Origin of the sequence: Leisingera sp. NJS204 (assembly GCF_004123675.1) — a bacterium.
Classification (GTDB): Bacteria; Pseudomonadota; Alphaproteobacteria; order Rhodobacterales; family Rhodobacteraceae; genus Leisingera.
Window position 1 is genome coordinate 3,804,996 of the sequence record NZ_CP035417.1, and the last position, 25,884, is coordinate 3,830,879.

General features: G+C 63.6%; 24 protein-coding genes. 17 read left to right on the forward strand and 7 right to left on the reverse strand.

The annotated features are described in order from the left end of the window. Positions 1 to 49: 49 nt before the first annotated feature. From ETW24_RS18440 to ETW24_RS18490, 11 genes are all read left to right on the forward strand, one after another. Positions 50 to 1,414, forward strand: a complete 1,365-nt coding sequence (locus tag ETW24_RS18440; RefSeq protein WP_129372393.1) for an MFS transporter — start codon at positions 50 to 52, stop codon at positions 1,412 to 1,414. After that, the gene (gene mepA / locus ETW24_RS18445; RefSeq protein WP_129372394.1) at positions 1,411 to 2,280 is read left to right on the forward strand and encodes a penicillin-insensitive murein endopeptidase; all 870 of its coding nucleotides are present in this window, start codon (positions 1,411 to 1,413) and stop codon (positions 2,278 to 2,280) included. Before ETW24_RS18440 ends, mepA begins: the two co-directional genes overlap by 4 nt. After that, positions 2,253 to 3,167 carry an esterase-like activity of phytase family protein gene (locus ETW24_RS18450; RefSeq protein ID WP_129372395.1) on the forward strand — a complete coding sequence of 305 codons (915 nt, stop codon included), beginning with the start codon at positions 2,253 to 2,255 and terminating at the stop codon, positions 3,165 to 3,167. Before mepA ends, ETW24_RS18450 begins: the two co-directional genes overlap by 28 nt. Before the next feature lie 188 nt (positions 3,168 to 3,355). Next, entirely contained in the window at positions 3,356 to 3,991 is a 636-nt protein-coding gene (locus ETW24_RS18455; RefSeq protein ID WP_129372396.1) for a queuosine precursor transporter, read from the forward strand. A gap of 246 nt (positions 3,992 to 4,237) precedes the next feature. After that, a complete protein-coding gene (gene arfB / locus ETW24_RS18460) occupies positions 4,238 to 4,657 on the forward strand; it encodes an alternative ribosome rescue aminoacyl-tRNA hydrolase ArfB (RefSeq protein ID WP_129372397.1) in 420 nt (139 codons plus the stop codon). 67 nt (positions 4,658 to 4,724) lie between these two features. Then, the gene (locus ETW24_RS18465; protein WP_129372398.1) at positions 4,725 to 5,471 is read left to right on the forward strand and encodes an SDR family oxidoreductase; all 747 of its coding nucleotides are present in this window, start codon (positions 4,725 to 4,727) and stop codon (positions 5,469 to 5,471) included. Then, positions 5,468 to 5,821 carry a cupin domain-containing protein gene (locus ETW24_RS18470; protein WP_129372399.1) on the forward strand — a complete coding sequence of 118 codons (354 nt, stop codon included), beginning with the start codon at positions 5,468 to 5,470 and terminating at the stop codon, positions 5,819 to 5,821. Before ETW24_RS18465 ends, ETW24_RS18470 begins: the two co-directional genes overlap by 4 nt. A gap of 82 nt (positions 5,822 to 5,903) precedes the next feature. After that, complete coding sequence (locus tag ETW24_RS18475) at positions 5,904 to 6,926, forward strand: P1 family peptidase (protein WP_129372980.1); 1,023 nt, start codon at positions 5,904 to 5,906, stop codon at positions 6,924 to 6,926. A gap of 109 nt (positions 6,927 to 7,035) precedes the next feature. Beyond that, positions 7,036 to 7,497 carry a c-type cytochrome gene (locus ETW24_RS18480; RefSeq protein WP_129372400.1) on the forward strand — a complete coding sequence of 154 codons (462 nt, stop codon included), beginning with the start codon at positions 7,036 to 7,038 and terminating at the stop codon, positions 7,495 to 7,497. Positions 7,498 to 7,650: 153 nt separating this feature from the next. Next, complete coding sequence (idi, locus tag ETW24_RS18485; protein ID WP_129372401.1) at positions 7,651 to 8,193, forward strand: isopentenyl-diphosphate Delta-isomerase; 543 nt, start codon at positions 7,651 to 7,653, stop codon at positions 8,191 to 8,193. 78 nt (positions 8,194 to 8,271) lie between these two features. After that, positions 8,272 to 9,528 (forward strand): flavin-dependent oxidoreductase, encoded by a 1,257-nt coding sequence (locus ETW24_RS18490; RefSeq protein ID WP_129372402.1) that lies wholly within the window; start codon positions 8,272 to 8,274, stop codon positions 9,526 to 9,528. A 245-nt stretch (positions 9,529 to 9,773) separates the two neighbouring features. Here ETW24_RS18490 and glpK read toward each other — a convergent pair whose 3' ends face one another. The 3 genes from glpK to panB form a co-directional block, all read right to left on the reverse strand. Further along, positions 9,774 to 11,264: a glycerol kinase GlpK gene (gene glpK, locus ETW24_RS18495; protein WP_129372403.1), complete on the reverse strand. Its 1,491-nt coding sequence runs from the start codon at positions 11,262 to 11,264 to the stop codon at positions 9,774 to 9,776. 67 nt (positions 11,265 to 11,331) lie between these two features. Continuing rightward, positions 11,332 to 12,192, reverse strand: coding sequence for a pantoate--beta-alanine ligase (panC, locus tag ETW24_RS18500; RefSeq protein ID WP_129372404.1), 861 nt, complete (start codon positions 12,190 to 12,192; stop codon positions 11,332 to 11,334). 8 nt (positions 12,193 to 12,200) lie between these two features. Next, a complete protein-coding gene (panB, locus tag ETW24_RS18505) occupies positions 12,201 to 13,031 on the reverse strand; it encodes a 3-methyl-2-oxobutanoate hydroxymethyltransferase (RefSeq protein ID WP_129372405.1) in 831 nt (276 codons plus the stop codon). A gap of 163 nt (positions 13,032 to 13,194) precedes the next feature. Here panB and ETW24_RS18510 point away from each other — a divergent pair, with 163 nt between their 5' ends. Beyond that, positions 13,195 to 14,673 (forward strand): ABC transporter substrate-binding protein, encoded by a 1,479-nt coding sequence (locus ETW24_RS18510; RefSeq protein WP_129372406.1) that lies wholly within the window; start codon positions 13,195 to 13,197, stop codon positions 14,671 to 14,673. Positions 14,674 to 14,779: 106 nt separating this feature from the next. Here the strand turns inward: ETW24_RS18510 and ETW24_RS18515 are convergent, their stop codons facing one another. Then, entirely contained in the window at positions 14,780 to 15,898 is a 1,119-nt protein-coding gene (locus tag ETW24_RS18515; RefSeq protein ID WP_129372407.1) for an acetoin utilization protein AcuC, read from the reverse strand. Between the two features lie 195 nt (positions 15,899 to 16,093). Between ETW24_RS18515 and ETW24_RS18520 the strand changes: the two genes are divergently transcribed. From ETW24_RS18520 to ETW24_RS18540, 5 genes are read left to right on the forward strand one after another with little or no spacing between them, the layout of a single operon-like run. Further along, positions 16,094 to 17,041, forward strand: coding sequence for an ABC transporter permease (locus ETW24_RS18520; protein ID WP_129372408.1), 948 nt, complete (start codon positions 16,094 to 16,096; stop codon positions 17,039 to 17,041). Further along, positions 17,038 to 17,853: an ABC transporter permease gene (locus ETW24_RS18525; protein WP_129372409.1), complete on the forward strand. Its 816-nt coding sequence runs from the start codon at positions 17,038 to 17,040 to the stop codon at positions 17,851 to 17,853. The genes ETW24_RS18520 and ETW24_RS18525 overlap by 4 nt, the downstream gene beginning before the upstream one ends. Next, the gene (locus tag ETW24_RS18530) at positions 17,850 to 19,442 is read left to right on the forward strand and encodes an ABC transporter ATP-binding protein (RefSeq protein ID WP_129372410.1); all 1,593 of its coding nucleotides are present in this window, start codon (positions 17,850 to 17,852) and stop codon (positions 19,440 to 19,442) included. Before ETW24_RS18525 ends, ETW24_RS18530 begins: the two co-directional genes overlap by 4 nt. Further along, the gene (locus ETW24_RS18535) at positions 19,439 to 19,912 is read left to right on the forward strand and encodes a GNAT family N-acetyltransferase (RefSeq protein ID WP_129372411.1); all 474 of its coding nucleotides are present in this window, start codon (positions 19,439 to 19,441) and stop codon (positions 19,910 to 19,912) included. Before ETW24_RS18530 ends, ETW24_RS18535 begins: the two co-directional genes overlap by 4 nt. Further along, positions 19,905 to 21,362, forward strand: a complete 1,458-nt coding sequence (locus ETW24_RS18540) for an aldehyde dehydrogenase family protein (RefSeq protein WP_129372412.1) — start codon at positions 19,905 to 19,907, stop codon at positions 21,360 to 21,362. Before ETW24_RS18535 ends, ETW24_RS18540 begins: the two co-directional genes overlap by 8 nt. A gap of 155 nt (positions 21,363 to 21,517) precedes the next feature. On the opposite strand, the gene pncB is transcribed toward ETW24_RS18540, so the two are convergent. The 3 genes from pncB to pncA all read right to left on the reverse strand — a co-directional run bounded on the left by pncB (position 21,518) and on the right by pncA (position 25,808). Further along, the gene (gene pncB / locus ETW24_RS18545) at positions 21,518 to 22,807 is read right to left on the reverse strand and encodes a nicotinate phosphoribosyltransferase (RefSeq protein WP_129372413.1); all 1,290 of its coding nucleotides are present in this window, start codon (positions 22,805 to 22,807) and stop codon (positions 21,518 to 21,520) included. Positions 22,808 to 22,869: 62 nt separating this feature from the next. Then, the gene (locus ETW24_RS18550) at positions 22,870 to 25,137 is read right to left on the reverse strand and encodes an ATP-binding protein (protein ID WP_129372414.1); all 2,268 of its coding nucleotides are present in this window, start codon (positions 25,135 to 25,137) and stop codon (positions 22,870 to 22,872) included. A gap of 74 nt (positions 25,138 to 25,211) precedes the next feature. After that, on the reverse strand, positions 25,212 to 25,808 hold the full coding sequence (pncA, locus tag ETW24_RS18555; protein ID WP_129372415.1) for a bifunctional nicotinamidase/pyrazinamidase: 597 nt from the start codon (positions 25,806 to 25,808) through the stop codon (positions 25,212 to 25,214). Between the last annotated feature and the right edge of the window lie 76 nt (positions 25,809 to 25,884).

Sequence of the window (25,884 nt, forward strand, 5' to 3'; positions counted from 1 at the left end):
CCCCTGCCCGCCTGCCATACCTGAGGGCAACGATAAAAAGAGGCCGGGCATGAAGCAGGTATCCACGCGCAAGCGGATCTGGGGATGGTGGTTCTTTGACTGGGCTAGCCAGCCGTATCAGACGCTGCTGGTGACGTTTATTTTCAGCCCGTTCTTTGCCGCCGTGGCCGCGGATTACTTTATGACCCAGGGGCTGGCGGGCGAGGCGGCCAAGGCGCAGGCGCAGACTGTCTGGTCGCTGTGCCTGACCGTGACCGGCCTGATCATCGCCTTTGGTGCGCCGTTTCTGGGGGCACTGGCCGATATCACCGGCCGCCGCCTGCCCTGGATCATGATGTTTTCGCTGATGTATCTGATCGGTGCCTGGGGGCTGTGGTACATGGACCCTGCGGGAAGCAACCTGTGGTGGATGCTGGTCAGCTTTGGTTTTGGCTTCATCGGCGCCGAGTTTGCGCTGATCTTTGTCAACGCCCAGCTGCCGACGCTTGCCAGCCGCGAGGACGTGGGGGCGGTCTCTGGCTCCGGCTTTGCATTCGGCTATCTTGGCGGGGTGATTGCGCTGTTCATCATGCTGCTGCTGTTTGTCGAACAAAGTTCGGGCAAGACGCTGATCGGCCTTAGCCCCGCCCTGGGTCTGGATGCCGAGGCCAAGGAAGGCACCCGCGCCGTCGGCCCTTTTACCGCCGTCTGGTTTGCTGTCTTCATGGTGCCTTACTTTCTGTGGGTGCAGGACCGCGGCGCCACCGGGCGCAAGGCCAGCCTGGGCAAAGCCTGGCAAATGGTGGTCAAGCTGGTTACCAGCCTGCGCCACCGGCTGAGCCTGGCAACCTATCTTGGATCGTCAATGTTTTACCGCGACGCGCTGAACGGGCTGTACGGTTTTGGCGGTGTCTACGCCAAGCTGGTGCTGGGCTGGGAAATAACCCAGATCGGCATTTTCGGCATTGTCGCCGCCTTTGCCGCCACTGTCTTCAGCTGGCTGGGCGGCAAGGCTGACCGGCGGCTGGGCCCGAAGCCGGTGATCATCGCCTCGATCCTGGTACTGTCCTTTGTCTGCCTGATCCTCGTCAGCATGTCGCGCCACCAGATTTTCGGCTTTGCCCTGGCAGAAGGCTCCACGCTGCCCGACACGGTGTTCTTTGGCTGCGGCATGCTGATCGGCGGCTTTGGCGGCATCCTGCAGGCCGCCAGCCGCAGCCTGATGGTGCGCCACACCAGCCCTGCGGATGCGACCGAAAGCTTCGGCCTTTATGGCCTATCAGGGCGCGCCACCGCATTTCTGGCGCCGGCCCTGATCGGTTTGGCCACCACAGTGACCGGCAGCGCCCGGCTGGGGATCACCCCCGTGATCGGGCTGTTTTTAATCGGATTGGTACTGTTGTTCTGGGTTCAAGGAGAAGGAGATCAGGGTTGAAACTGTTTCTTGCCATATGTTTAGCTGTTGCGGGCTTATGCAGCCCGGCCAGTGCGCAAACCCCGGCCAAGGCCCTGTTCGGGGCCAAGCCCAGCGCCTCGCAGCAGCGCCCCGCGCCGTTCGGCTCTTATGCCAAGGGCTGCGTTGCCGGCGCCGCCCAGCTGCCCGAAACCGGCCCGACCTGGCAGGCGATGCGCCTTAGCCGCAACCGCAACTGGGGGCACCCGGCGGCAATTGATTTTGTTCAGGACCTGAGCCGCGTGGCCGCCAAACAGCGCGGCTGGAAGGGGCTGTACATCGGCGACATCAGCCAGCCGCGCGGCGGGCCGATGCTGTCGGGCCACCGCAGCCATCAGATCGGTCTTGATATCGACATCTGGATGCGGCCGCCGGACCGGCTGAACCTCAGCCGCAGCGCGCGGGAAAACATCTCCTCAATCTCGATGCGCCGGGCCAAGGGCGCCTATGTGAATTCCAGCTGGACCCGTGCCCATCATGAAATTCTGAAAGCCGCGGCGCAGGATAAACGGGTGGCGCGGATCTTTGTCTTTCCCGGCGCCAAGGTGCAGATGTGCAAGGACGCAAAGGGCGACCGCCGCTGGCTGCGCAAGATCCGGCCCTGGTGGGGGCATCACTATCACTTCCACGTGCGGCTGGCCTGTCCGCGCGGCGCGCGCGGTTGCGTTGATCAGGCGTCCCCGCCCAAAGGCGACGGTTGCGCCGATGCCCAGCGCTGGGTCAATGACATTCTGAACCCGCCGAAACCGAAACCGGTTGACCCCAACGCGCCAAAGCCTAAACCGAGACGGGATTACACCCTTTCGGACCTGCCCAAGCAATGCGCCGCCGTTCTGCAATCAAACTGATTCTGGCCCTAGCGGCCGCCGCCTGCCTGGCAGCGGCGGGTTATGCGGCAAACCGCCCCGCGGCGGCTGCAGCAGGCAAGGCGCAGCACCTCAGCAGCTATACCTGGAAGCTGAACCAGCGCTGGTTCGGCGGGTTCTCGGCGCTCAAGCTCAGTGACGGCGGCAAGTCGATGACCGTGCTCAGCGACCGTGCGACACTGGTGACAACCCGGATCCAGCGCAACCAGGGTCTGATTTCCGGCATCACGGCCCGGCGCGCGCATGAACTGCGGGCCTCCACCGGAAAAACACTCCGGGGCTTTGCCGGCGACAGCGAAGGGTTGGCAGTGGCGGCCGACGGCAGCCGCTATATCTCCTTTGAAGGTGCTGCACGGGTGGCACGGTACCGCAGCCCCGAAGGCCGCGCCAAAGTGCTGCCGCGCCCCAAGGCCTTTCGCGGCCTGCCGCCTAACAAATCGCTGGAAACCCTGGCCATCGATGCTCGCGGGCGGCTGTATACATTGCCCGAGCGCGCCTTGGACAAACACGGGCAGATCCCGGTCTGGCGCTGGAACGGCCACCGCTGGTCGCGCCCCTTCAGCCTGCCGCCCGTGGGTGGATTTTTGCCGGTGGATGCCGATTTCGGCCCCGATGGGCGGTTCTATCTTCTGGAGCGCGACTTTACTCTGTTTGGCTTCCGCAGCCGGTTGCGCCGCTGGGACATCACCGCCGCCGGGCCGATCAATGAAACGGTGCTGCTGCAGACCCGCGCCCGCACCCATGACAATCTGGAAGGGCTGTCGGTCTGGGCGGATGGAACCGGGCGCCTGCGCGCCACGATGGTATCGGACGACAATTTCCTGCCCTTTCAACGCACCGAAATAGTAGAATACGCGTTGCCCCGCTGACCAGCAGCCCCCGCGCCGCGCCAGCGGCGCCGGGCCCAACCGGGAGTGTGCATTTCCTGAAATGCGCCCGAACGGGCGGGAGCCGCTGCCCTGCAGCATGCTTGCAGCAGCAGGACGTACGGTTTAAAGGGCCAGTCTTCTGCCGTAGCAGTTATGATGCCCGCGGCCTTGAAAAATGGATCCGGCCCATGACCCGCTCACATACTCCCGGCATTGCTGCCATGGCCGCCGTCGTTGTGGCGTCCAACATCCTGGTGCAATTCCTGTTCGGCCAATGGCTGACCTGGGGCGCCTTCACCTATCCCATCGCTTTCCTGGTCACTGACGTGATGAACCGGGTCTATGGCACCGCAGCTGCCCGCAAGGTGGTGCTCGCCGGTTTCCTTGCCGGGGTCATCTGCTCGCTGATCGGCACTCAAATCATGCTGCAGGGCGACGGCTTCACCTATCCGGCCGTGACGCTGCGGATTGCTCTTGGCTCCGGCCTTGCCTTTCTCACTGCGCAGCTTTTGGACGTTGCCGTCTTTTCCGCCCTGCGGACAGGCAAATGGTGGCGCGCGCCGCTGGCGTCCACGCTGGCCGGCTCTTCGGTGGACACAGCAATTTTCTTCACCATCGCCTTCTCAGGCGCGCTTGTCTGGCTGGAGCCGGGCAACGATGTCGCCTGGGCCGCAGAGGTGCTGCCGCTGCTGGGCAGCGGCCCTATGGCCCCCCTGTGGGTCTCGCTTGCCGCGGCCGATTGGCTGGTGAAACTGTCGCTTGCTTTGGCCGCCCTTGTGCCCTTCCGCATCATCGTGCGTAAACTGACCGCAAAGACCACATGATTTTGTTTTGACATTAACCGAATCTATGGCAGGCTGGGGTCACACGAAACATTCAGAAAGGAGGTGCCCATTGTCTAGAGAAGCTATGGAGAGCAGTGCCGGAACAGTTCAGAAGGCGTGCGGCCGAGGCAGCCCTTGGCGCGTATAGATTACTGAATTGGTGCTGACCTAACCGGTGCACCTCCTATCATCTCGAAGGGCTGTTTCCGCGTGTGGGAACGGCCCTTTTCGATTACTGACTGAGCCATGATCCACGTTAACGCGCAAATCACCCTGCAGGATTGGGAACTCACCGAAAGCTTTGTCCGTGCCTCCGGCCCCGGCGGGCAGAATGTGAACAAGGTGGCCACTGCGGTGGAATTGCGGTTCGAGGCCGAACGCTCACCGGCGCTGGTGCCTGCGGTCAAGAACCGGCTGAAACGGCTGGCCGGGCGCCGCTGGACCAAGGAAGGCGCGATCATCCTGCAATGCGACGAGACCCGGTCGCAGCAGCGCAACCGCGAAATCGTACGCGAGCGGCTGGCCGAGCTGGTGCGCAAGGCGCTGGTGGCGCCCAAGCGGCGCATTGCCACCAAACCCACACGCGGCTCGGTCAAGCGGCGGCTGGAGGCCAAGAAACAGCGCGGCGGCCTGAAAGCGACGCGCGGTAAAATCGACCCGGATTGATCCGGCGGATTGCACCCGCCGTCCGCTCCGCCCATGCTGCTGGCAAAACAGCAGGGAGGATAAGAACATGCGGCTGGACGGAAAAACCGCCATTGTGACCGGCGGCGCCTCGGGTTTTGGCGCCGGGATCGCACGCAAGTTCCTGGCTGAGGGCGCCCGGGTGATGATTGCTGACATCAATGGTGCCGCGGCAGCGGAAATGGCCGCAGAGCTGGGCAGCAACGCCACCGCCCGGACAGTGGATGTCTCCGACAGCGCCTCGGTCAATGCCATGGCAGAGGCCGCCCTGGAGGCCTTTGGACAGCTGGACATCCTGATCAACAATGCCGGCGTCACCCATTTGCCCGCGCCGCTGGAAGACATCAGCGAGGAAGATTTCGACCGGGTGCTAGGCGTCAACGTCAAATCCGTCTACCTGACAGCCCGCGCCCTGGTGCCGCATATGAAGGCGCGCCAGACCGGCGCGATCCTGAATGTCGCCTCCACCGCCGGTGTCTCGCCGCGCCCCAGCCTCAACTGGTACAACGCCTCCAAGGGCTGGATGATCACTGCCACCAAAACCATGGCCGTGGAATTGGCGCCGCATGGCGTGCGGGTCAATGCGATTAATCCGGTGGCGGGGGAAACGCCGCTGCTGAAAACCTTCATGGGTGAAGACACCCCGGAAATGCGCGCCAAATTCCTATCCACCATCCCGATCGGCCGGTTTTCCACGCCTGAGGACATGGGCAACGCGGCTTGCTTCCTGTGTTCGGACGAGGCGGGTATGGTGACCGGTGTTGCGATGGAAGTGGACGGAGGACGCTGCATATGAAGACCGTGAACCTGAGCGAAAAACTGGCAATGTTTTCCAGCCATTGGGACCCGCATGTGGTGGCGGATTATAACGGCAACGACGTGATGGTGGTGAAATTCCAGGGGGAATTTCCGTTCCATGTTCACGCCGGTACCGATGACTTCTTCCTCGTGCTTGAGGGCGAAATGCTGATGGACATCGAAGGTGAGCCACCACAGGCCGTATGCGCGGGCGAGTTGTTTGTGGTGCCCAAAGGCGTCAGCCACCGCCCCCGCGCCGAGCAAGAATGCAAGGTGCTGCTGATCGAACCCAAGGGTGAGCCGAACTCAGGCGACCCGGAAACTGCAGCCCCCAAGCCGCGGATCTGACGCCGCGCTTTCATCTTTCCCAAAATACTCCCGCCGGAGGCAGCGCGCCCCAGCGCGCTTCATGCAAGAAGGACTTCTCACCATGCTTCCCGGCCCTCGAAATCTGATCACCGATGTCCCCGGCATCCTGGTTGGCAATGCGCAGGACAGCGCGCTGAAATCCGGTGTCACGGTGCTAACAGCGGATCAGCCCTTCACCGCATCGGTGCATGTGATGGGCGGTGCGCCGGGAACGCGGGAGACCGATCTGCTGGCGCCGGACAAATCAGTTGCCAAGATCGACGCGCTGCTTCTTTCCGGCGGCTCGGCCTTTGGTCTTGATGCCTGTTCCGGGGTGATGGACGCGCTGCACAGTCAGGGCCACGGTTTTCCGGTTGGCCCGGCGCGGGTGCCGCTGGTCCCGGGCGCGATCCTGTTTGATCTGCTGAACGGCGGGCAGAAGGACTGGGGTGAAAATCCCTACCGCGCCCTGGGCCGAGCGGCGTTCGAAGCCGCGGCAGATACCTTTGATCTTGGTACCTATGGTGCGGGCACCGGCGCGCTGACCGCTATGGTCAAGGGCGGGCTGGGATCGGCCTCGCTGGTGCTGGACAGCGGCATGACCGTGGGCGCGCTGGTGGCCGCCAACCCGCTGGGCGCCGTCACCACGCCGGGTGAGCGGCATTTCTGGGCGGCGCCGTTTGAAATCGGGGATGAATTCGGCGGATTGGGCCCGGATCCATCCGCCGGGCTGGGCCGCAGTCCGGAGAGCCGCAAACTGGCCGCCATGCAGAAGCTGGGCGGCGCCCCGATGCCGCAAGAGCGCGCCAATACCACCATCGCCATCGTCGCCACAGATGCCGCACTCAGCAAGGCGCAGTGCCAGCGCCTGGCCACTGCCGCCCATGACGGCATCGGCCGCGCAATTGTCCCCGCCCATGCCCCCGGCGACGGCGATCTGGTCTTTGCCGCCAGCACCGGCGCCCGCGCCCTGGAAAACCCGGATGCGGACCTTGGACCGGTCTGCCATGCCGCAGCGCTGTGCCTTAGCCGTGCCATTGCCCGTGCCGTCTCACACGCCCGCCCGGACGCTGGCGATCTGCTGCCCTGCTGGGCGGCGCCATAAGGGTCCGCAACTTCCTGCCATGACTTTGATGCGCGTCAAACTGCCGGTTGACACCGCCGGCTATTGGATCATGAGTCAAACCTGCCAACTCAAAACCGGAGCAAGCAATATGAAACCTCTCGTAACAGCCGCCATTTTCGGCCTCCTCGCCGCCCCTGCCTTTGCCGAAGGCGACCCGGCCAAGGGGGAAAAGGGGTTTAATAAATGCAAATCCTGCCACATGGTCGTCTCGGACGACGGCGATGTGATTGTTAAGGGCGGCAAGACCGGCCCGAACCTGTGGGGACTGGCAGGCCGCGCGGCCGGCAGCACCGAAGGCTTCAAATACAGTAAGGACCTGGTTGCGGCAGGCGAAGCCGGGCTTGTCTGGGACGAAGCGAAATTCGTCGGCTTCACCACCGACCCCAAGAAATTCCTGCAGGCTGAAACCGGCAACGCCAAAGCCAAGTCAAAAATGTCCTTCCGTCTGAAGAAGGGCGGCGAGGATATCTTTGCTTTCCTGGCCAGCCACGGCCCGGCGCCGGCTGAAGAACCCGCCGCGGAAGAAAACGCGGAAGCCGCTTCCGAGTAAGGCCGGATTTTCCGGCAGCACGGCCACAAAGCCGCGGCATTTTCGCCGCGGCTTTTCGCGTAATTGCTTTCGTAACCCGCAAAGGTTAGCGGTAGGAGCCAGGCCATCGCAGTTGCGGCAGGCCGCGCCAGAAAAAACCGTCACGGACACAGCATGAGCCACATGATCCCCGCCTGGGTGAACGGCGATTTGACACCTGTTGACAAGCTCGCCGCGCATGAGCGCGGGCTGAAACACAAGGCGGTCTCCGTTTTTGTGGTGAAAGGCGTGGAAATCCTGATGCAGCGCCGGGCAATGGGGAAGTACCACACCCCCGGCCTCTGGGCGAACACCTGCTGCACCCATCCGATGTGGGACGAGCAGCCCTCGGCCTGTGCCGTGCGGCGGATGCAGGAAGAGCTGGGCCTGACCGGCCTCTATCCTGAGTTCCGCCATCACCTGGAATACCGCGCCGATGTCGGCAACGGCCTGGTCGAGCATGAGGCAGTGGATGTGTTCCTGGCCCATGCCCACCGCCCCTTGACCATCACCCCAAACCCGGACGAAGTCATGGAGACCCGCTGGGTCGATTACCATGACCTTCTGGCCGAAGTCAGCCGCCACCCGGAACGGTTCACGCCCTGGCTGAAAATCTATCTGCACAATTATGCCGATGTGATCTTTGGCCCCGACCTGATCATCGGCGGCCGGCGCTGACCATTTACCCTTTCCGCCAGCTTGCTCCCTGCCGCGCGCCGTGGTTATCTGCCCGTGCAATTAGGGAGTATACTTATTATGTCCATCCTCATCGCGGGCGGCGGCATTGCAGGGCTGACACTGGGGCTGACGCTGCATCAGATCGGGGTCCCATTTCAGATTTATGAGGCAGTCCGCGGCCTGAAACCGCTGGGTGTTGGCATCAACCTGCAGCCCAACGCGGTGCGGGAGCTGTTCGATTTAGGGCTGAAGGCAGAACTGGACGCGATTGCTGTCCGGACCCGGCAGCTGGGATTTTACAGCAAGCTTGGCAAAACGATCTGGGAGGAACCGCGCGGTACACGCGCCGGCTATGACTGGCCGCAGTATTCGGTGCACCGTGGCGCGCTGCAGATGATGCTCTACCGGACCCTGGTGGAGCGCGCGGGGACGGGCTGTTTTAAGACCGGCGCACGGGCGGCAGGGTTTGAGAATACGGCAGAAGGTGCTGCGCTGCTGCTGGCGGACGGGCAACGGGTCGAAGGATCGCTGGTGGTGGCGGCAGACGGCATCCATTCCGCCCTGCGCGCGCAGATTGTGCCGGGTGAGGGCGCGCCTGTCTGGAACGGCCGTATCCTGTGGCGGGCCACCGCCCGCGCGCCTGCCTTCAAGGGCGGCGCGGCGATGGCGATGATCGGCAATGATCATCTTCGGCTGGTGGCCTACCCGATCTCGGCGCCGGACGCCGATGGCCGCGTCACAATGAACTGGATCGCCGAGAAGAGCTTTGATCCTTCCGCCCCATGGCGCCGGGAAGACTGGAACCGGCCTGCGGATATCACTGAGTTCCTGCCGGATTTCGCAGCCTGGCGGTTTGATTGGATAGACGTGCCCGCCCTGATCCGCGGTGCCGGGACGGTCTATGAATACCCGATGGTGGACCGCAACCCGCTGGAGCGCTGGACGACCGGCAACGTGTCTCTGATGGGTGACGCTGCCCATCCGACCTATCCGGTAGGATCAAACGGCGCCAGCCAGGCCATTGTGGACGCGCGGGTGATCGGCACCAGGCTGCTGAAGCACGGGGTGAACGCTGGCGCTTTGCAAGCCTATGAAGCAGAAGTGCGCCCCGTCACGACGGCTGTAGGTCTGGCAAACCGCGCTGGCGGCGGACCGGACGGGGTGCTGCAGCGGGTCGAGGATCTCTGCGGCGGCGACTTCGGGGACATCAGCGAGGTGATCCCGCAGGCGGAGCTGGCCGCCCATGCCGCCAAATACAAATCCATAGCGGGCTTCTCCATCGAAGAGCTGAACGCCCGCGCCCCGACCCTCCCGGCAGGCGCGCGCATCAGCTGAGGCCTGCCTGCGGCCAGCCGCGGGTCAAGGGCGGCACAGCCGCCGTGCCGCAGGCACGGTTCACCCTTGAGGCGCGGATGGCCGCTATCACCCTGGAATGGGCGCGTTTAAGGGCAGTTCTGACCTTGAACCGCTTCTCAGCAAAGGGAAAACGCCGCGCAAAGCGCGGCGCTACGCCCAACTGTGAGGCGCATTCGCAGAATGTGGCGGAACAGGCGGGAGCGCCCTGCCCTGCCCGCCTGACGTCAAACCCCGATCACCGCCTGAACCGCGCGCTGCCAGCGCGCATAAGCCGCCTGCCGCGCCGCAGGCTGCATCAGCGGCGCAAACTGGCGGTCTAGCTTCCAGGTGTCGGCGAACCCCGTCTGATCCGGATAGATCCCGGCCCGCATCCCCGCCAGCCAAGCGGCGCCAAGTGCTGTGGTTTCCTGCATCACCGGGCGGTCGACGGCGGCACCCAGGATGTCCGACAGGCTCTGCATCGCCCAGTCGCTGGCGCTCATGCCGCCATCGACACGCAGGGTCACGGTGTGGTGGCTGTCGTCCTCCCAGTCGGCACGCATCGCCTCATAAAGATCGCGGGTCTGGTAGGCGACGCTTTGCAGCGCGGCGCGGGCAAATTCCGCCGGGCCGGAGTTGCGGCTGAGGCCGAACATGCCGCCACGGCAGTCCGGCTCCCAGTAAGGGGCGCCAAGACCGGTGAAGGCGGGCACCAGGATCACGTCCTGTCCCGGATCGGCCCGCAGCGCCAGCTCGCCCGACTGCGACGCCTCTTCAATGATACCCAGCCCGTCGCGCAGCCATTGCACCGCGGCGCCGGCGATGAAGATCGAACCTTCCAGCGCATAGGTCGGCTTGCCATCGAGCTGATAGGCGATGGTGGTCAGCATCCGGTTCTTCGACACCACCGGTTCGTCGCCGGTGTTCAAAAGGGCAAAGCAGCCGGTGCCATAGGTGGATTTCATCATTCCCGGCTGGAAACAGGCCTGGCCGATGGTGGCTGCCTGCTGGTCGCCGGCCACGCCCAGGATCGGCACAGCGCCGCCCAGGATCTCCGGGTCGGTGGTGCCGAAATCTGCGGCGCTGTCCTTAACCTCCGGCAGCATCTGCTGCGGCACATCCAGCAGATCGCTGATGGTGCGGCTCCAGCGGCCCTTGCGGATGTCATACATCAGCGTCCGCGCGGCGTTGGTGGCGTCGGTGACGTGCGAGGCACCGCCGGTCAGCCGCCAGATCAGAAAGGTATCCACCGTGCCGAACAGCAGATCGCCCGCCGCCGCCCGCTCGCGCGCGCCGGGCACCATGTCGAGGATCCACTTCACCTTGGTGCCGGAGAAATAGGGATCGAGCAGCAGCCCGGTGCGGTCGGCCACCATCTCAGCCTGGCCATCCTGGCGCAGCTGCTCGCAAATGGCGGCAGTGCGGCGGTCCTGCCAGACAATGGCGTTGTGAATGGCTTTGCCGCTGGTCTTATCCCAGACCACGGTGGTTTCGCGCTGGTTGGTGATGCCAATGCCCGCGATGTCCGCGGCAGACACATCCAGCTCCGCCATCACCTTGCGGCAGACGGCGATAGTGGTCTCCCAGATCTCTTCCGGGTCATGCTCCACCCAGCCTGCCTGCGGGTAGTGCTGGGTGAACTCCTGCTGCGCGCTGCCCGCGACCTGCATTCCCGCATCAAACAGGATTGCCCGGGTCGACGTGGTGCCCTGATCAATTGCCAGAATATAGGTCATCGGCTGCCCTCCAGTCTCCTCTGACCGGGGAGCATAAACGCAAAAGTGTTACCGCTGCCAGCCCCTACTAAGGATTTAGTTGAGGAACTTCGATATTATCGATCAGCCGGACGCCATCCATCCAGGCGGCGGCCAGCAGACGGGCGGGACGGGAGGGGCTGTCCAGCGCCTCCAGCGTCTGAGCGCAGCGCAGGTCGAAGTATTCCACGTCGCCGAATCCTGCCTCTGCCAGTGTCTGGCGCGCAGCAGTCTCCAGCGGCGCCCAGGCTCCGCCCGCTGATGCCTTGGCGGCGGCTACCCGCATCGCGGCATTCAGCGCTGCCGCCTTGGCAAGCCTGTCCTTTGGCAGCAGCAGATTGCGCGAGGACATGGCAAGGCCCGACGCCTCGCGCACGGTTTCGCAGCCGATAACCTCGATCGGGATATCTAGATCCCGTGCCATGCGGGTCACCACCATCAGCTGCTGGTAATCCTTCTGGCCGAAAAACGCCTTATCCGCGCTGGTTTGCAAAAACAGCTTGGCCACAACCGTTGCCACCCCGTCGAAATGACCGGGGCGGAATGGACCTTCCATCACGTCCGTAATGCTGCCGGCGACCGAGACATTGGTGGCGTAACCCTCCGGGTAGATCTGGTCCGGGTCCGGGACATAGATCAGATCCACCCCCAGATGTGCGAGCTTTTGCGCGTCGTCAGCTTCAGTCCGGGGGTAGTTTTCCAGGTCTTCCGGCTTGTTGAACTGCTTGGGGTTCACGAAGATGGTCACGATCACCCGGTCGCAGGACTGTTTGGCCGCTGCGGCCAGTGACAGATGGCCGGCGTGCAGCGCGCCCATGGTCGGGACCAGGCCGATGGTTTCGCCGGCACGGCGCCATGCGGCTGTCTTGGCGCGCAGATCAGACAGGCGGCGCAGGATCGGTGCGGTCATGTCGGCAGTCATCCTTTGGAGGGCGCCTGATCGGCAAACACATGCTCAGCCGCCGGGAAGCTGCGGGCACGGACCTCGGCGGCGTATTCGGCAATACCAGCCTCGGCCAGCGGGCCAAGATCGGCGTAGCGTTTCACGAACTTCGGCTTGAAGGCGGTGAAAAAGCCCAGCATGTCGTCGACCACCAGGATCTGCCCGTCGCAGCCGGCACTGGCGCCGATGCCGATGGTGGGGATTGCCACTTCGGCGGTGATCTTGTCGGCCAGTTTCTGCGGTACCTTTTCCAGCACCACGGAAAACGCGCCGGCATCGGCCACCGCACGGGCATCGGCCAGCACGGCGTCGGCTTGCGTATCGCGGCCCTGCACCTTGTAGCCGCCCAGCGTGTTGATGGACTGCGGTGTAAGACCGATATGCGCCATTACCGGAATGCCGCGCCTGACCAGAAAGCGGATGGTTTCGGCCATCCCGACGCCACCCTCCAGCTTGACCGCGGCGCAGCCGGTTTCCGCCATCAGCCGGGCGGCATTGCGGAATGCCTGCTGCGGGCTTTCTTCATAAGACCCGAAGGGCATGTCGATCACCAGCATCGCCTGTTCCAGACCACGCGCCACCGCCTGGCCGTGCAGGATCATCATCTCCATCGTCACGCCCAGGGTGGAGGTGAGCCCATGCAGCACCATGCCAACGCTGTCGCCGACCAGCACAAAGTCGCAATGGGCGTCCATCAACCGCGCCATCGGCGTGGTATAGGCTGTCAGGCTTACCAAAGGGGTGCCGCCCTTGCGGGCCCGGAGGTCTTCGGCGTTGGGCGCCTGTTTCTTGGCTGTTGCGCTCATGGCTTCCTGTCCGCAGTTCGAATAGCGCCCGGATTACCAATTAACGCCGCGTGCTTCCAGTGCGCGAAATGCCGCCCGCCCTTGATTACGCTCGGGAAACAGGGAAACTCGTTTCCAATAGGCGCCATTACAGGCCCGTATTTTGCACACAGGGAGATTTCAGATGGCCTTCAAGTCCTTTGTAGTTGCTGCCAGTTCCGCGCTGGCCTTGATGGCGGGCGCCGCCTGGGCCAAGGACAGCGTCACCATCGGTCTGCAGCTGGAACCGCCGCATCTGGACCCGACCAGCGCCGCCGCACAGGCCATCGATTCGGTAGTTTACAGCAACATTTTCGAAGGGCTGACCCGGTTCATGGGCGATGGATCCGTGGTGCCGGGCCTCGCCGAAAACTGGGAAATCTCTGAGGACGGCACCGTCTATACCTTCCGCTTGCGTGCGGGCGTCACCTTTCACGACGGCAGCGCGATGGATGCGGAGGACGTGAAATTCTCGCTTGACCGCGCCCGCGCCGAAGACAGCACCAACGCGCAGAAAGCGCTGTTTGAGGGGATCGTGTCGGTGGATGCGGTGAACCCGCAGACCGTCAAAGTCACTCTGGACGCGCCGAACGGCAGTTTCCTGTTCAATCTGGCTTGGGGCGATGCGGTGATTGTGGCACCGGAGAGCATCGAGGATATCAAGACCAGCCCGGTCGGCACCGGCGCCTATACCTTTCAGGAATGGGTGCAGGGCGACCGGATCAGCCTGGCGCGCAATCCGGAGTATTGGGGCGAACAGCCCGCGCTGGCCTCGGCCACCTTTAAATTCATCTCCGATCCCACCGCCGCCTTTGCCGCGATGATGGCCGAGGATATCGACGCCTTTGACAACTTCCCGGCGCCGGAGAACCTGCCGCAATTCGAGGCTGATCCGCGGTTCCAGGTGCTGGTGGGATCGACCGAGGGCGAGACGATCCTGTCCACCAACAACAAACAGCCGCCATTCGACGACGCGCGCGTACGCCAGGCTGTGGCCTATGCCATCGACCGGCAGTCCATCATTGACGGCGCGATGTTCGGCTATGGCACCCCCATCGGCACCCATTTTGCACCGCATAACCCGGCCTATAAAGATCTGACCGGCACGTCATCCTTTGATCCTGAGAAGGCCAAGGCGCTGCTGGCGGAGGCTGGTCTGCCTGACGGGTTTGAGACCACATTGCATCTGCCGCCGCCCTCTTATGCCCGCCGCGGCGGCGAAATTGTTGCGGCGCAGCTGGCCCAGGTTGGGATCAAGGCGGAGATCATCAACGTGGAATGGGCGCAGTGGCTGGAGTCTGTCTTTCGCGGCAAAAGCTTTGGCCTGACGATCATCAGCCATACCGAGCCGATGGACATCGGCATCTATGCCCGGCCCGAGTATTACTTTCAGTATGACAGCAAGCCATTCCAGGAGCTTATGGCGAAGCTGAACGCCACCACCGATCCGGACGCCCGCACCGCGCTGCTGCAAGAGGCGCAAGAGATTATCGCGGCGGATTACGTCAATGGCTACCTGTTCCAGCTGGCCAAGCTGGGGGTGGCCAAGGCCGGGTTGCAGGGGCTGTGGGAGAACGCGCCCACCGCCGCCATCGACCTCAGCGCACTAAGCTGGGCGGAGTAGCAGCAGGCATACTTTTGCCCGGCGGCACCGCCGGGCAGCGCCCGGCCCTCCCGTCAAACCGTAGGTTTGCCTCCGGTAAAACGGGGAGGGCGCTGCCCTCACCGCGCTACAAACTCTGTCTAGCCCGCAAGTAAGCCACCCTCTCCCCGATTTCCCGCCGGACCTCCCCGCCCCTCGGCTGGTCGCGCAGCGTGGAGAACCAATGCTCCGGCGGGTTACGGCCCAGACGGTTGCCGTTGAACTGCAGCCCGCGCAGCACATCCTGGCCGGCCTCCGGCAGCCTCTTCGGAACATCAAACCCGTTCAGCGTGGCCCAGACCCCGGTCCAGAGCCGCCCGACCGACCACGGATTATAGCCGCCGCCGCCCAGCACCAGCAATCGCGGCGCCATCCCCATCAGCGCCCGCACCACCGCCCAATGCGCATTGTTCGACAGGTCCAGATGCGGCAGCGGATCCTCTGTCACCGCATCCGCCCCGCATTGCAGCACGATGGCATCCGGTGCGAAACCCTCCACCGCGGGCAAAATCAGCGCGTCCCGGATATGGGCCATCTCATCATCGTTAAAACCACGCGGCACTGGCATGTTCAGGGCCGAGCCGCCCGCGTCCTCAACCAGCGTGCCTGTCTTGGGCCAGAGGTTCTCCTCATGCACCGAGATCATCAGCACGTCCCTGTCGCCGGCAAAGCCATGCTCCACCCCGTCGGAATGATGCGCGTCGATGTCCACATAGGCGATCCGCCGGGCACCGTGATGGCGCAGGGACAGCATCGCCAGCACCGGATCGTTCAGATAGCAAAAGCCGTTGGCCCGGTCCGGCATCCCGTGGTGGGTGCCGCCCGCCGGGTTGTAGACGATGCCGCCCCCTGCCAGCAGCTCACCCGCCAGGATCGATCCGCCCGCGGCAGTGGCCGGGCGGCGGAACATCTCCGGAAACACCGGGTTGGAAATGCTGCCCAAATGGTGCCGCACCCGAACGTCTTCGCTTACAGACTGCGCCGCCTCTGCCGCTTGCAGCGCCGCAACATATTCGGGCGTGTGCCAAACAGTCAGCGCTGCCGGTTTCGCCCGGGGCGAATTCACATAGGCCTGATCCGGCAGCCAGCCCAGCGCCCGGGACAGATCCATCACGGTTGAGACCCGTGGCACCCGCAGCGGATGCGTGCCGCCATAAGACGATCCGCGATAGATTTCCGATCCAATGAACAGGGGGCGCGTCAGCATAAGGCAGTGATAGCCGGTTTCCGCCCGCTGCCAAAGCACATCGCACCGGGGCGGGCCGCCGCTTGCCCGGCGCGGTGCGCATGTTCCGGGCAGGTCCTGTACAACTTCTTGACGTTGCGCGCTTTTATGCTCTGCCGCTCGTTTCTCTTCGCTGCCCACTGGACCGGACCGCCCGGCGCTCCTAACGTGGCGGGCATGTTGCGTTACGCCCTGAAACGCCTGTTGTCGCTGATTGCCAGCCTGGCTGTAGCCTCGCTGGTGATTTTTCTTGTGGTGGAGGTGGCGCCGGGCGATCCGGCCTCCTTCATGCTGGGGGTCAATGCACAGCCCGATACCGTCGCTGCGCTGCGCACCGAACTGGGGCTGGATCAGGGCAAGGCCGCCCGTTACCTTAACTGGGCCGCCGGCATGCTGCGCGGCGACTTCGGCACCTCCTACACGTACCGCACGCCAGTTGCCGGCATGATTGCAGACCGGCTGTGGGTGTCGCTGCCGCTGGCGCTTTATGCGCTGACGCTCTCCACGCTCATCACCTTTCCGGCCGGCATCTACGCCGCCGCCCGCCGCGGCAAGCCCGGGGACATGGCCGTGATCGGGGCTACCCAGCTGGGTGTCGCCGTGCCGAACTTCTGGTTTGCGATGATGCTCGTGCTGATCTTTGCCATCAACCTGCGCTGGTTCGGAGCCGGCGGCTTTCCGGGCTGGAATGCCGGGCTTTGGACCGGCGTCCATGCGCTCACCCTGCCCGCGATTGCACTGGCGCTGCCGCAGGCTGCGATCCTGACGCGGGTGATGCGCTCGGCGCTGCTCGACATCCTGGCCGAGGATTTCATGCGCACCGCCCGCGCCAAGGGGCTCTCGCGCCGCCAGGCTCTGTGGCGGCATGGGGTCAGGAATGCCCTGATCCCGGTGCTGACCATCATCGGCCTGCAGTTTTCGTTCCTGCTGGCGGGCGCCATCATCATTGAGCAGGTGTTCTACCTGCCCGGCCTCGGGCGGCTGGTGTTCCAGGCGATTTCGTCGCGCGATCTGATCGTGGTGGAATCGGTGGTGATGCTGCTGGTCTTTGCCGTCATTACGGTTAATTTCCTGGTCGATCTTGCCTATGCGCTGGTCGACCCGCGCCTCAGGAGCCGGACATGACCCGCAACCTGATCCTTGGCGGCGTGCTGTCCTCGCTGCTGCTGCTGGCGGCGCTGGTGTCGTTTCTGTGGACGCCGTTCGACCACGCGGCAATGAACATCCCAGCCAAACTGCAAACGCCGAATGCGCAGCACTGGCTGGGCACCGATCATTTCGGACGCGACCTGATGTCGATGATCATGGTCGGCGCCCGCACCTCCATCGCCGTGGCGCTGGTGGCTGTCGGCATTGGCATGGGCGCGGGTGTGCCGCTGGGGCTGGCCGCCGCCGCGCGCAACGGGTCATGGCTGGATGAGGGGATCATGCGCGGCAATGACCTAGTCTTTGCCTTCCCCTCGCTGGTGATCGCCATCCTGATTACAGCCGTCCTTGGCGCCGGCGCTGTCAACGCCATCATCGCCATCGGCATCTTCAACATCCCCGTCTTCGCCCGCACCACCCGCGCCGCCGCGCTGAGCCTGTGGGAACGCGAATTCATCCTGGCCGCCCGCGTCGTCGGCAAGGGCCAGGCACGGATCTCGGCTGAGCATATCCTGCCCAATGTGATGAACCTACTGATCGTGCAGGGCACCATCCAGTTCTCGCTGGGTATCCTGGCGGAAGCGGGTCTCAGCTATGTTGGCCTCGGCGCCCAGCCGCCCACCCCTAGCTGGGGCCGGATGCTGGCCGACGCTCAGACAATGGTCAGCTTTGCCCCGCATCTGGCACTTGTGCCGGGCATGGCCATCATCCTGACCGTGCTGGGACTGAACCTGCTGGGCGACGGGTTGCGCGATTTCCTGGACCCGAAACTAAGGGTGGCACGCGCATGACGCTACTGGATGTCACCAGCCTGTCGGTCAGGATCGGCGCTTTTCAAGTGCTGAAGGATGTCTGCTTCCACATCGAGCCGGGCGAGATCGTGGCGGTCACCGGCGAAAGCGGGTCGGGCAAGTCGATGACCGCACTCGCCATCCTGCAGCTGCTGCCGGACCTTGCGGAGGTCAAGGGGTACATCACGCTGGGCGGCACCCAGTTGCAGGAGCAGTCCGAGACGCAAATGTGTGCCCTGCGCGGTCAGTCCATCGGCATGGTGTTCCAGGAGCCGATGACCGCGCTGAACCCGGTCAAAACCATCGGTGCGCAGGTGATGGAGACGATCCTGATCCACAAGGCGATGCCCCGCAGGCAAGCCGAAGCCCGCGCCCGCGAGGTGCTGGAGCGGGTAGGCCTGCCGGCGGACCGCTTCCCCCTGTCGCGCTTTCCGCATGAGCTGTCGGGCGGCCAGCGCCAGCGGGTGGTGATCGCAATGGCCATTGCTTTGCGCCCCAAGCTGCTGATCGCGGATGAGCCGACCACCGCGCTGGATGTCACCACCCAGGCGCAGGTTCTGGAGCTGCTGAAGGACCTGGTTCAGGACTATGGCATGGGGTTGATGATCATCAGCCATGACCTGGCCGTTGTCGCGGACCTGGCCGACCGGATCGTCGTCATGCGGAACGGCGGAGTGGTGGAAACCGGTCACACCACCTGGCTTTTGCGCAACATGCGGCATCCCTATACGCGGATGCTGTTTAATGCCTCCCGCCATCAGGTGGCGCTGCCGGACCCGCCCGCCCCCGCGCCGCTGCTGGAAGTCAGGAATGCGGTCCGCGACTACAGAACTCCGCGCGAATCACTGTTTTCCAGACCCGGCACATTCCGCGCCGTGAACAATGTCTCCTTTACCCTGAACCGCGGCGAACGGCTGGGACTGGTGGGTGAGTCGGGGTGCGGAAAATCGACCCTGACACGGGCGATTCTGGGGCTGGAACCACTGCAGGGCGGGCAGATCCGCCTCGATGGAGAGCCTGTTGCGACTCACCTCAACCCGACGATTCGACGGAAAGTCCAGGTTGTGTTCCAGGACCCCTATGGCAGTTTCAACCCGCGTCACCGGGTGGAGCGGCTGATCACCGAACCTTTCCATTTGCTGCCCGATCCGCCAAGCGGAGCGGCGCGCGCCGGGCTTATTTCCGAAACCCTCGCCGCTGTCGGGTTGAACCCCGAAGATGCCGGCAAATACATCCACCAGTTCTCCGGCGGCCAGCGCCAGCGTATTGCAATTGCCCGCGCATTGATCACCCGTCCAGAGCTGATCATCTTTGACGAGGCGGTCTCCGCTCTCGACGTCTCGGTCCGGGCCCGGATCCTTGATCTGCTGGCGGAGCTGTGCGAGGCCTATGCCCTCACCTATCTGTTCATCAGCCATGACCTGAGCGTGGTGCGGACGATCACCGACCGCTGCCTGGTGATGCAAAAAGGCGAGATCGTCGAGCAGGGCGCAACCGGGGCCATGTTCAGCAATCCGCAGCATCCCTATACCCGGCAGCTGATTGCCGCCGCGCCGGTTCTTCCCGATCTGAATTCGGGGGCTGCATGACCCTGTCGCTGGCGCTGATCATGCCGCGGGAACAGGCCTTGCTGGCCACAGCGATGGCTCCCTATTTCAAGGAGACAGCGCCGCACGCGGCGATCGATCCTACCGAGCGTGCAGGCCAGATGCTGCACCGCAAAGATGTGACCGCCTTCTGGCTGCGCAAGGACAGCACCCGCATCGGCTTTGCCATCGTGCTGAACCTGCCCGATGACCGGCGCGAATTGTCGGAGTTCTGCATTCTGCCGCAACACCGCCGCCAGGGCTGGGGCCAGGAAGCCGCTTGCCTTATCCTGCAGGAGTTTCCAGGGCGCTGGCGCATGGGATTGTCGAAATCCTCGCGCCAGGCAGTGGCGTTCTGGGGCACATGCCTCAGCCTCCTGCCTGGCATCCGGGACTTGCGCGAGGGCGCGCCCTTCACCGGACATCAGATCAAAAGCTACACATTCGATGTTGCAGGAGCCCATGATGACTGACGCCTCCCCTCTCTGGTTCGATCCCGCGCTGTGCCTCATCGGCGGCGCTTGGCTTCCTGCCGCCAGCGGCGGAACCCTGCCGTTGGTGAACCCCTCGGACGACAGCGAAATCTGCCGGATCCCCCGCGGCGGCGCGGCGGATATCGAGGCTGCGGTGCAGGCCGCGGATGCTGCCTTGGAAGGGGAATGGGGCGCGATGACAGCGCTGGAGCGCGGCCGCATCCTGACACGGATCGGACAGCTGGTGCTGGAACGGGTGGAGCAACTGGCCGCGCTGGAAGCGACGGACGTGGGCAAGCCGCTGACCCAGGCGCGGGCCGATGCGCTGGCGCTGGCGCGCTACTGCGAATTCTACGGCGGCGCAGCGGACAAGGTGATGGGAGAGACCATCCCTTATCTGGACGGTTTCACCGTCTATACTCTGCGCGAACCGCATGGGGTGACGGGGCATATCGTGCCCTGGAATTACCCAATGCAGATCATCGGGCGTTCGGTGGGTGCGGCGCTGGCAATGGGCAATGCCTGCGTTCTGAAACCGGCCGAAGAAGCCTGCCTGACGGCACTGGCTTTTGCCCGTATCGCGGTTGAGGCCGGGCTGCCCGCCGGCGCGCTGAATGTGGTGCCGGGTCTGGGAGGGGAAGCCGGCGCGGCGCTGGCAGGGCATCCAAATGTGCAGCATATTTCCTTTACCGGCTCGGTGCGCACGGGCGCACTGGTGCAGCAGGCCGCAGGCGCCAATGTGGTTCCGGTGACGCTGGAGCTGGGCGGCAAGTCTCCGCAGCTTGTGTTCGACGATGCGGATCTGGACGCCGCATTGCCGTTTCTTGTGAATGCAGGCATCCAGAATGCAGGCCAGACCTGTTCGGCCTCCTCGCGCATTCTGGTGCAGAGCGGGGTCTATGGCGAGGTGAAGGCGCGGATGGCAGATGCCTACCGTGACCTGACGGCGGGGCCGGCAAAGGACGACCTGCAGCTGGGACCGCTGATCTCTGCCCGGCAAAAACAGATTGTCGAGAGCTATCTGGAGCAGGGCGCGAACCTGCCGGTTGCGGCCCAAGGCACCATTTCCCCGCAGGCGCCGGAAGCGGGTGCCTATGTCCGGCCCACTCTGTTTGCAGACGTGCCGCCGGATCATGCGCTGGCGCGCGAGGAGGTCTTTGGCCCGGTGCAGGTGCTGATCCCGTTTGAGACCGAAGAAGACGCCGTGCGGATTGCCAACAGCACCGATTACGGTCTGGTGGCCAGCGTCTGGACCCGAGACGGCGCACGGCAGATGCGGCTGGCAAAGCGTCTTCGGGCCGGGCAGGTGCTCCTTAACAATTACGGCGCCGGCGGCGGCGTTGAGCTGCCCTTTGGCGGTGTCGGGAAATCCGGCCATGGGCGGGAAAAGGGGTTTGAAGCGCTCTATGGGTTCTCGCAGCTCAAGACCGTGGCCGCTCATCACGGTTAGGCCCCGCTGCCGCAAGAGGTTTTGCGCTGTGCGTTGCACAATGCCCGGCAGGCCGCGCATCCAGCGCGGTCTGCCGGGCCCAAGGGGTGCCCTTGCTTTTCAAAGCGGGGGCAACGCGCGGGTGCCAGCCCGTTCGTTGCAGCGCAGGAAGAGAGTCAAACAATAACGTCCAGCCGTTCCTGAGAACCGACGCCGAACACTTGCTTGTAGCGCGCAATCTCCTTTGCAGGCCCCATTGCCTTTTCCGGATTGTCCGACAGTTTCACGGTCGGCCGGCCATTGGCGGCAACCGCCTTGCAGACCAGCGAAAACGGCGCCAGCGCGTTATCCTTCACCAGCCCGCGGAAGTCGTTGGTCAGCAGCGTGCCCCAGCCAAAGGACACCTTGGTGCGGTCCGAGAACTGCGCGTGCAGCTCCTGGATCTGCTGCACGTCGAGCCCGTCGGAAAAGATCACCCGTTTCTCCGCCGGATCCTCGCCGCGGTCCTGCCACCAATTGATCGCAACCTCCGCGCCCTTGGCCGGATCGCCGCTGTCGATACGGATGCCGGTCCAGCCGGCCAGCCAATCGGGCGCACGGTCCAGGAAGCCTTGGGTGCCGTAGGTGTCGGGCAGGATGATGCGCAGGTTTCCCTCGTGCTCGTCATGCCAGTCGGACAGAACGTCATAGGGCGCTTGGGCCAGCTTCGCGTCATCTTCAGCCAGCGCGGAATAGACCATCGGCAGCTCATGGGCATTGGTGCCGATCGCCTCCACTTCGCGGCGCATCGCGATGAGACAGTTGGAGGTGCCGGTGAATTTACCGCCCAGCCCCTCGTGCATCGCCTGCACGCACCAGTCCTGCCACAGGAACGAGTGCCGCCGCCGGGTGCCGAAATCGGCGATGGTCAGCCCGTCCACGTCCCGCAGGCGATCGATCTTTTCCCAGACTTTGGTCATGGCACGGGCATAGAGCACTTGCAGCTCAAACCGGCCCATGCTGTTGATCACCGCACGGCTGCGCAGCTCCATCAGCACCGCCAGCGCCGGGATTTCCCACAGCATCACTTCATGCCATTTGCCCTCGAAGGTCAGCTCATACTGATCGCCCCTGCGTTCCAGATGATAGGGCGGCAGGCGCAGGCCCTCGAACCATTCCATGAAGTCAGGGCGGAACATCTGCCGCTTGCCGTAAAAGGTATTGCCGCGCAGCCAAGTGCTTTCACCGCGGCTGAGCGACAGCGAGCGGATGTGGTCGAGCTGTTCGCGCAGCTCGCCCTCGTCGATCAGCCGGGCCAGCGGCACCTGCGCGGAACGGTTGATCAAGGAGAAGGTCACTGTCGTGTCCGGCTTGTTGCGAAACACCGACTGGCACATCAGAAGTTTGTAAAAATCCGTATCAATCAGCGACCGGACAATCGGATCGATTTTCCATTTGTGATTGTAGACGCGGGTTGCAATATCCACCGGCAGCCTCGTGCATAAGGGTCACTGATTGATAGGATAGCGCGCCTGCAGGAGCAAGGAAATCAACCCGCGCGGCGGGCTTGTGCTTGCGGTGCCAATTGGCCCAGAACCTCCAAAAGCACACCCCGGTTGATCGGCTTGCTCATAAAGTTATCCATGCCGGCATCCAGGCAGGCCTTACGGTCAGACTCAAAGGCGTTGGCGGTCAGGGCCACAATGGCCGGCTGCGGGCGGGCCCTGGCCCGGATCATCCGGGTGGCCTCCAGCCCATCCATTTCCGGCATCGACATATCCATCAGAATGATATCGGGCGCAAAATCCTCAAAACGCGCCACTGCCTCGCGGCCATCCTTGGCAAAGGCCAGCTCTACCGGGACGGATTGCAAGAATTTTTCAATCAGCACCCGGTTCACCGCGTTGTCCTCGGCCACCAGAACCCGCAGGCCGTCCAGTGCGGGGGAACCGTCCGGATAGGCCGGTGCCGCGGGCGCCTTTTCGGGTTCGGGCTGAGGTGTTTGCAACTGCAGCCGCACCGTAAAACAGGACCCCAAGCCCGGTTCCGACGTGACCGTGATACTGCCGTCCATCGCTTCCGCAATGCGGCGGGAAATGGCCAGCCCAAGCCCAGTACCGCCAAAACGGCGGCTGATTGCAGCATCCGCCTGAGAAAAACGCTCAAACACCGTGCCAAGCTTTTCCGCGGCGATGCCAATTCCGGTATCTGCAACCGAGAACACCAGGTCGCGGCCTGTCCCTGACGCCGCCGGTTCGGCATCCAGTGTCACCAGCACCCGTCCCTGATCCGTGAATTTGATCGCATTGCCGGTGAGATTCATCAGAACCTGCCGGATCCGCCGGTCATCCCCCCGCAGCAGGCTGGGCACACGACCGGTGATTTTCAGTACCAGCTCCAACTCTTTGGCGTCTGCCTGGGCCTGCAGCAGGCGGATGGTTTCCTCAAAACAGGCGTGCGGATCAAAATTGACCTGGCTGAGGTTAAGCTCCTCGGCATCCATTTGCGAAAAATCGAGCACATCATTAATCAGCGCCAGCAGGGTATCCGCCGAACTGAGGATGGTGTCTGTGTAAAGCGTTTGCTCTTCGTCCATGCTGCTTTCGCGCAGCAACTGGGCCATGCCGATCACACCATTCATCGGTGTACGGATTTCGTGGCTCATCGTGGCCAGAAAATCAGCCTTGGCCCGGGCGCCTTCCTCGGCAGCGATACGGGCCTGCTCCAGTTGCTGGGCATGTTCCTTGGCGGCGGTGATGTCCCGCTCCACTGCGATCAAGGTCTCCAGTTCGCCGGCAGCGTTCAGCATCGGCACCTGGCTGGTCTCGATCCAGACCAGCCGGCCGTCCTTGCATCGGTTGCGGACTTCCACCCGCAGAGGACGCGCATGCAGAACACTGTCTTGCAGCTTGCGGATTGTCTCAGCGTCCGTCTCGCCGCTGTTCAGCAGATCGCCGGGCAACTGACCCTGCGCTTCGTCAAAGCTGTAACCGGTGATGCGGGTGAAACTGTCGTTCACCCAGGTGATGCGCCCGTCGCGGTCCATCAGCATCACGCTGTCGTTGGCGCTTTCAGCAACCAGTGCCAGACGCTTGGCCTCCATCTTCTGGTCGGAAAGCCGGACATAGGCGGCTTCCAGTTCCTCCTGCTGGAGCGCCTGAGACAGCAAAGCGCTGCGGGTCCGGCTGAAATTGCGCCTGACATAGGTCAGAAACCAGAAAAAGGAGGCATAAAGAACTGCCAGCCCTGCCAGATGAAGGAAATACTCAGGTGCCAGAACCGGGGTTCCAACGATCTCCACAGCCAGAAAGGCAACCGGCAGTACCGCATAGGTGACAAGTCTGGTTATGACTGCAAGCGGATGATACGGCAGCACCAGCCCGGCATTGATCGCCATCCCGGTAAGCAGACCGATTGTAAAAAGCGGCTCATTATGGGCGTGCGGCACCAATCCCGGCATTTCGACCCAGAACGGCACCGACGCGGCCGCGCCGAGCGCCAAGGCGTGCAAAAAGGCGGTCAGCGCCGTCAGCAGCCGCAGCCCCCCTTCGCTCATCCCGCGGCGGACCAGATGGTCTGCCTGGCGCAGCAGAAGGCAGTCCGCAACATCCCCGGCAAGCGCAATCGCAAACGCCAGCAGCGAATAGAGCGATGGTACGACCAGCCCAAGAACGGCAAAGGCAAAAAACATGAACAGCAGGCGGGCCCGGAACGCGCGGACACGGCCGCGGCAATAGCGCAACAGCAGCTCAAGCGAGCCGTATCGTTTTCTAAAGTTGGCCAGCGGTCCATTGCCGGTCCAGTCCGAAGTGTCCATCAATCAGCCTTGGCGTCTATCGGGGTGCCCGCACAGCATAGCAACGCCTTTATTAATATTTCGCCCCAATCTCCTTAAGATTGCAGGATTATGTTATTGCTCTCCATTCTCTCCAGCGCCGCCTGCAGCGATCCGTCCAGATCAATGGCGCGGCAGGCCGCCAGCTCAACCGTTACGGAAAAGCCTAGCCGCGCCGCATCCAGGGCAGTGAAGGCAACACAGAAATCAGTGGCCAGTCCAGCCAGGGTCAGCGCAGTGATGCCGCGGCTGCGCAAATACCCCTCCAGCCCGGTGGGGGTGGAGTGATCGTTCTCAAAGAACCCCGAATAGCTGTCGATCCCTGGCCGGAAGCCCTTACGGATGATCAGGTCGCCATCGGTGCGCAAACCCTTGCGAAATGCGGCCCCATCGCTGCCCTGCACGCAGTGATCCGGCCACAAAACCTGGGTGCCATAAGGCATTTCGGTCGTTTCGAACGAATCCTTTCCCGGATGCGAAGACGCAAAGGAGGAATGCCCCGCCGGGTGCCAGTCCTGGGTCAGGATCACGGCATCGAACCGGTCCATCATGGCGTTTACGGGGGCCACCACCTCATCCCCGCCGGGCACGGCCAGCGCGCCCCCGGGGCAGAAATCATTCTGTACATCCACGACAATCAGAGCCTGGGTCATCGGCAGTTCCTTTGCTGGGCACACAATATGTAGCGGCGGCGGCGGATCTTGGAAACTCCCGCCGGGAAGTTGCAAA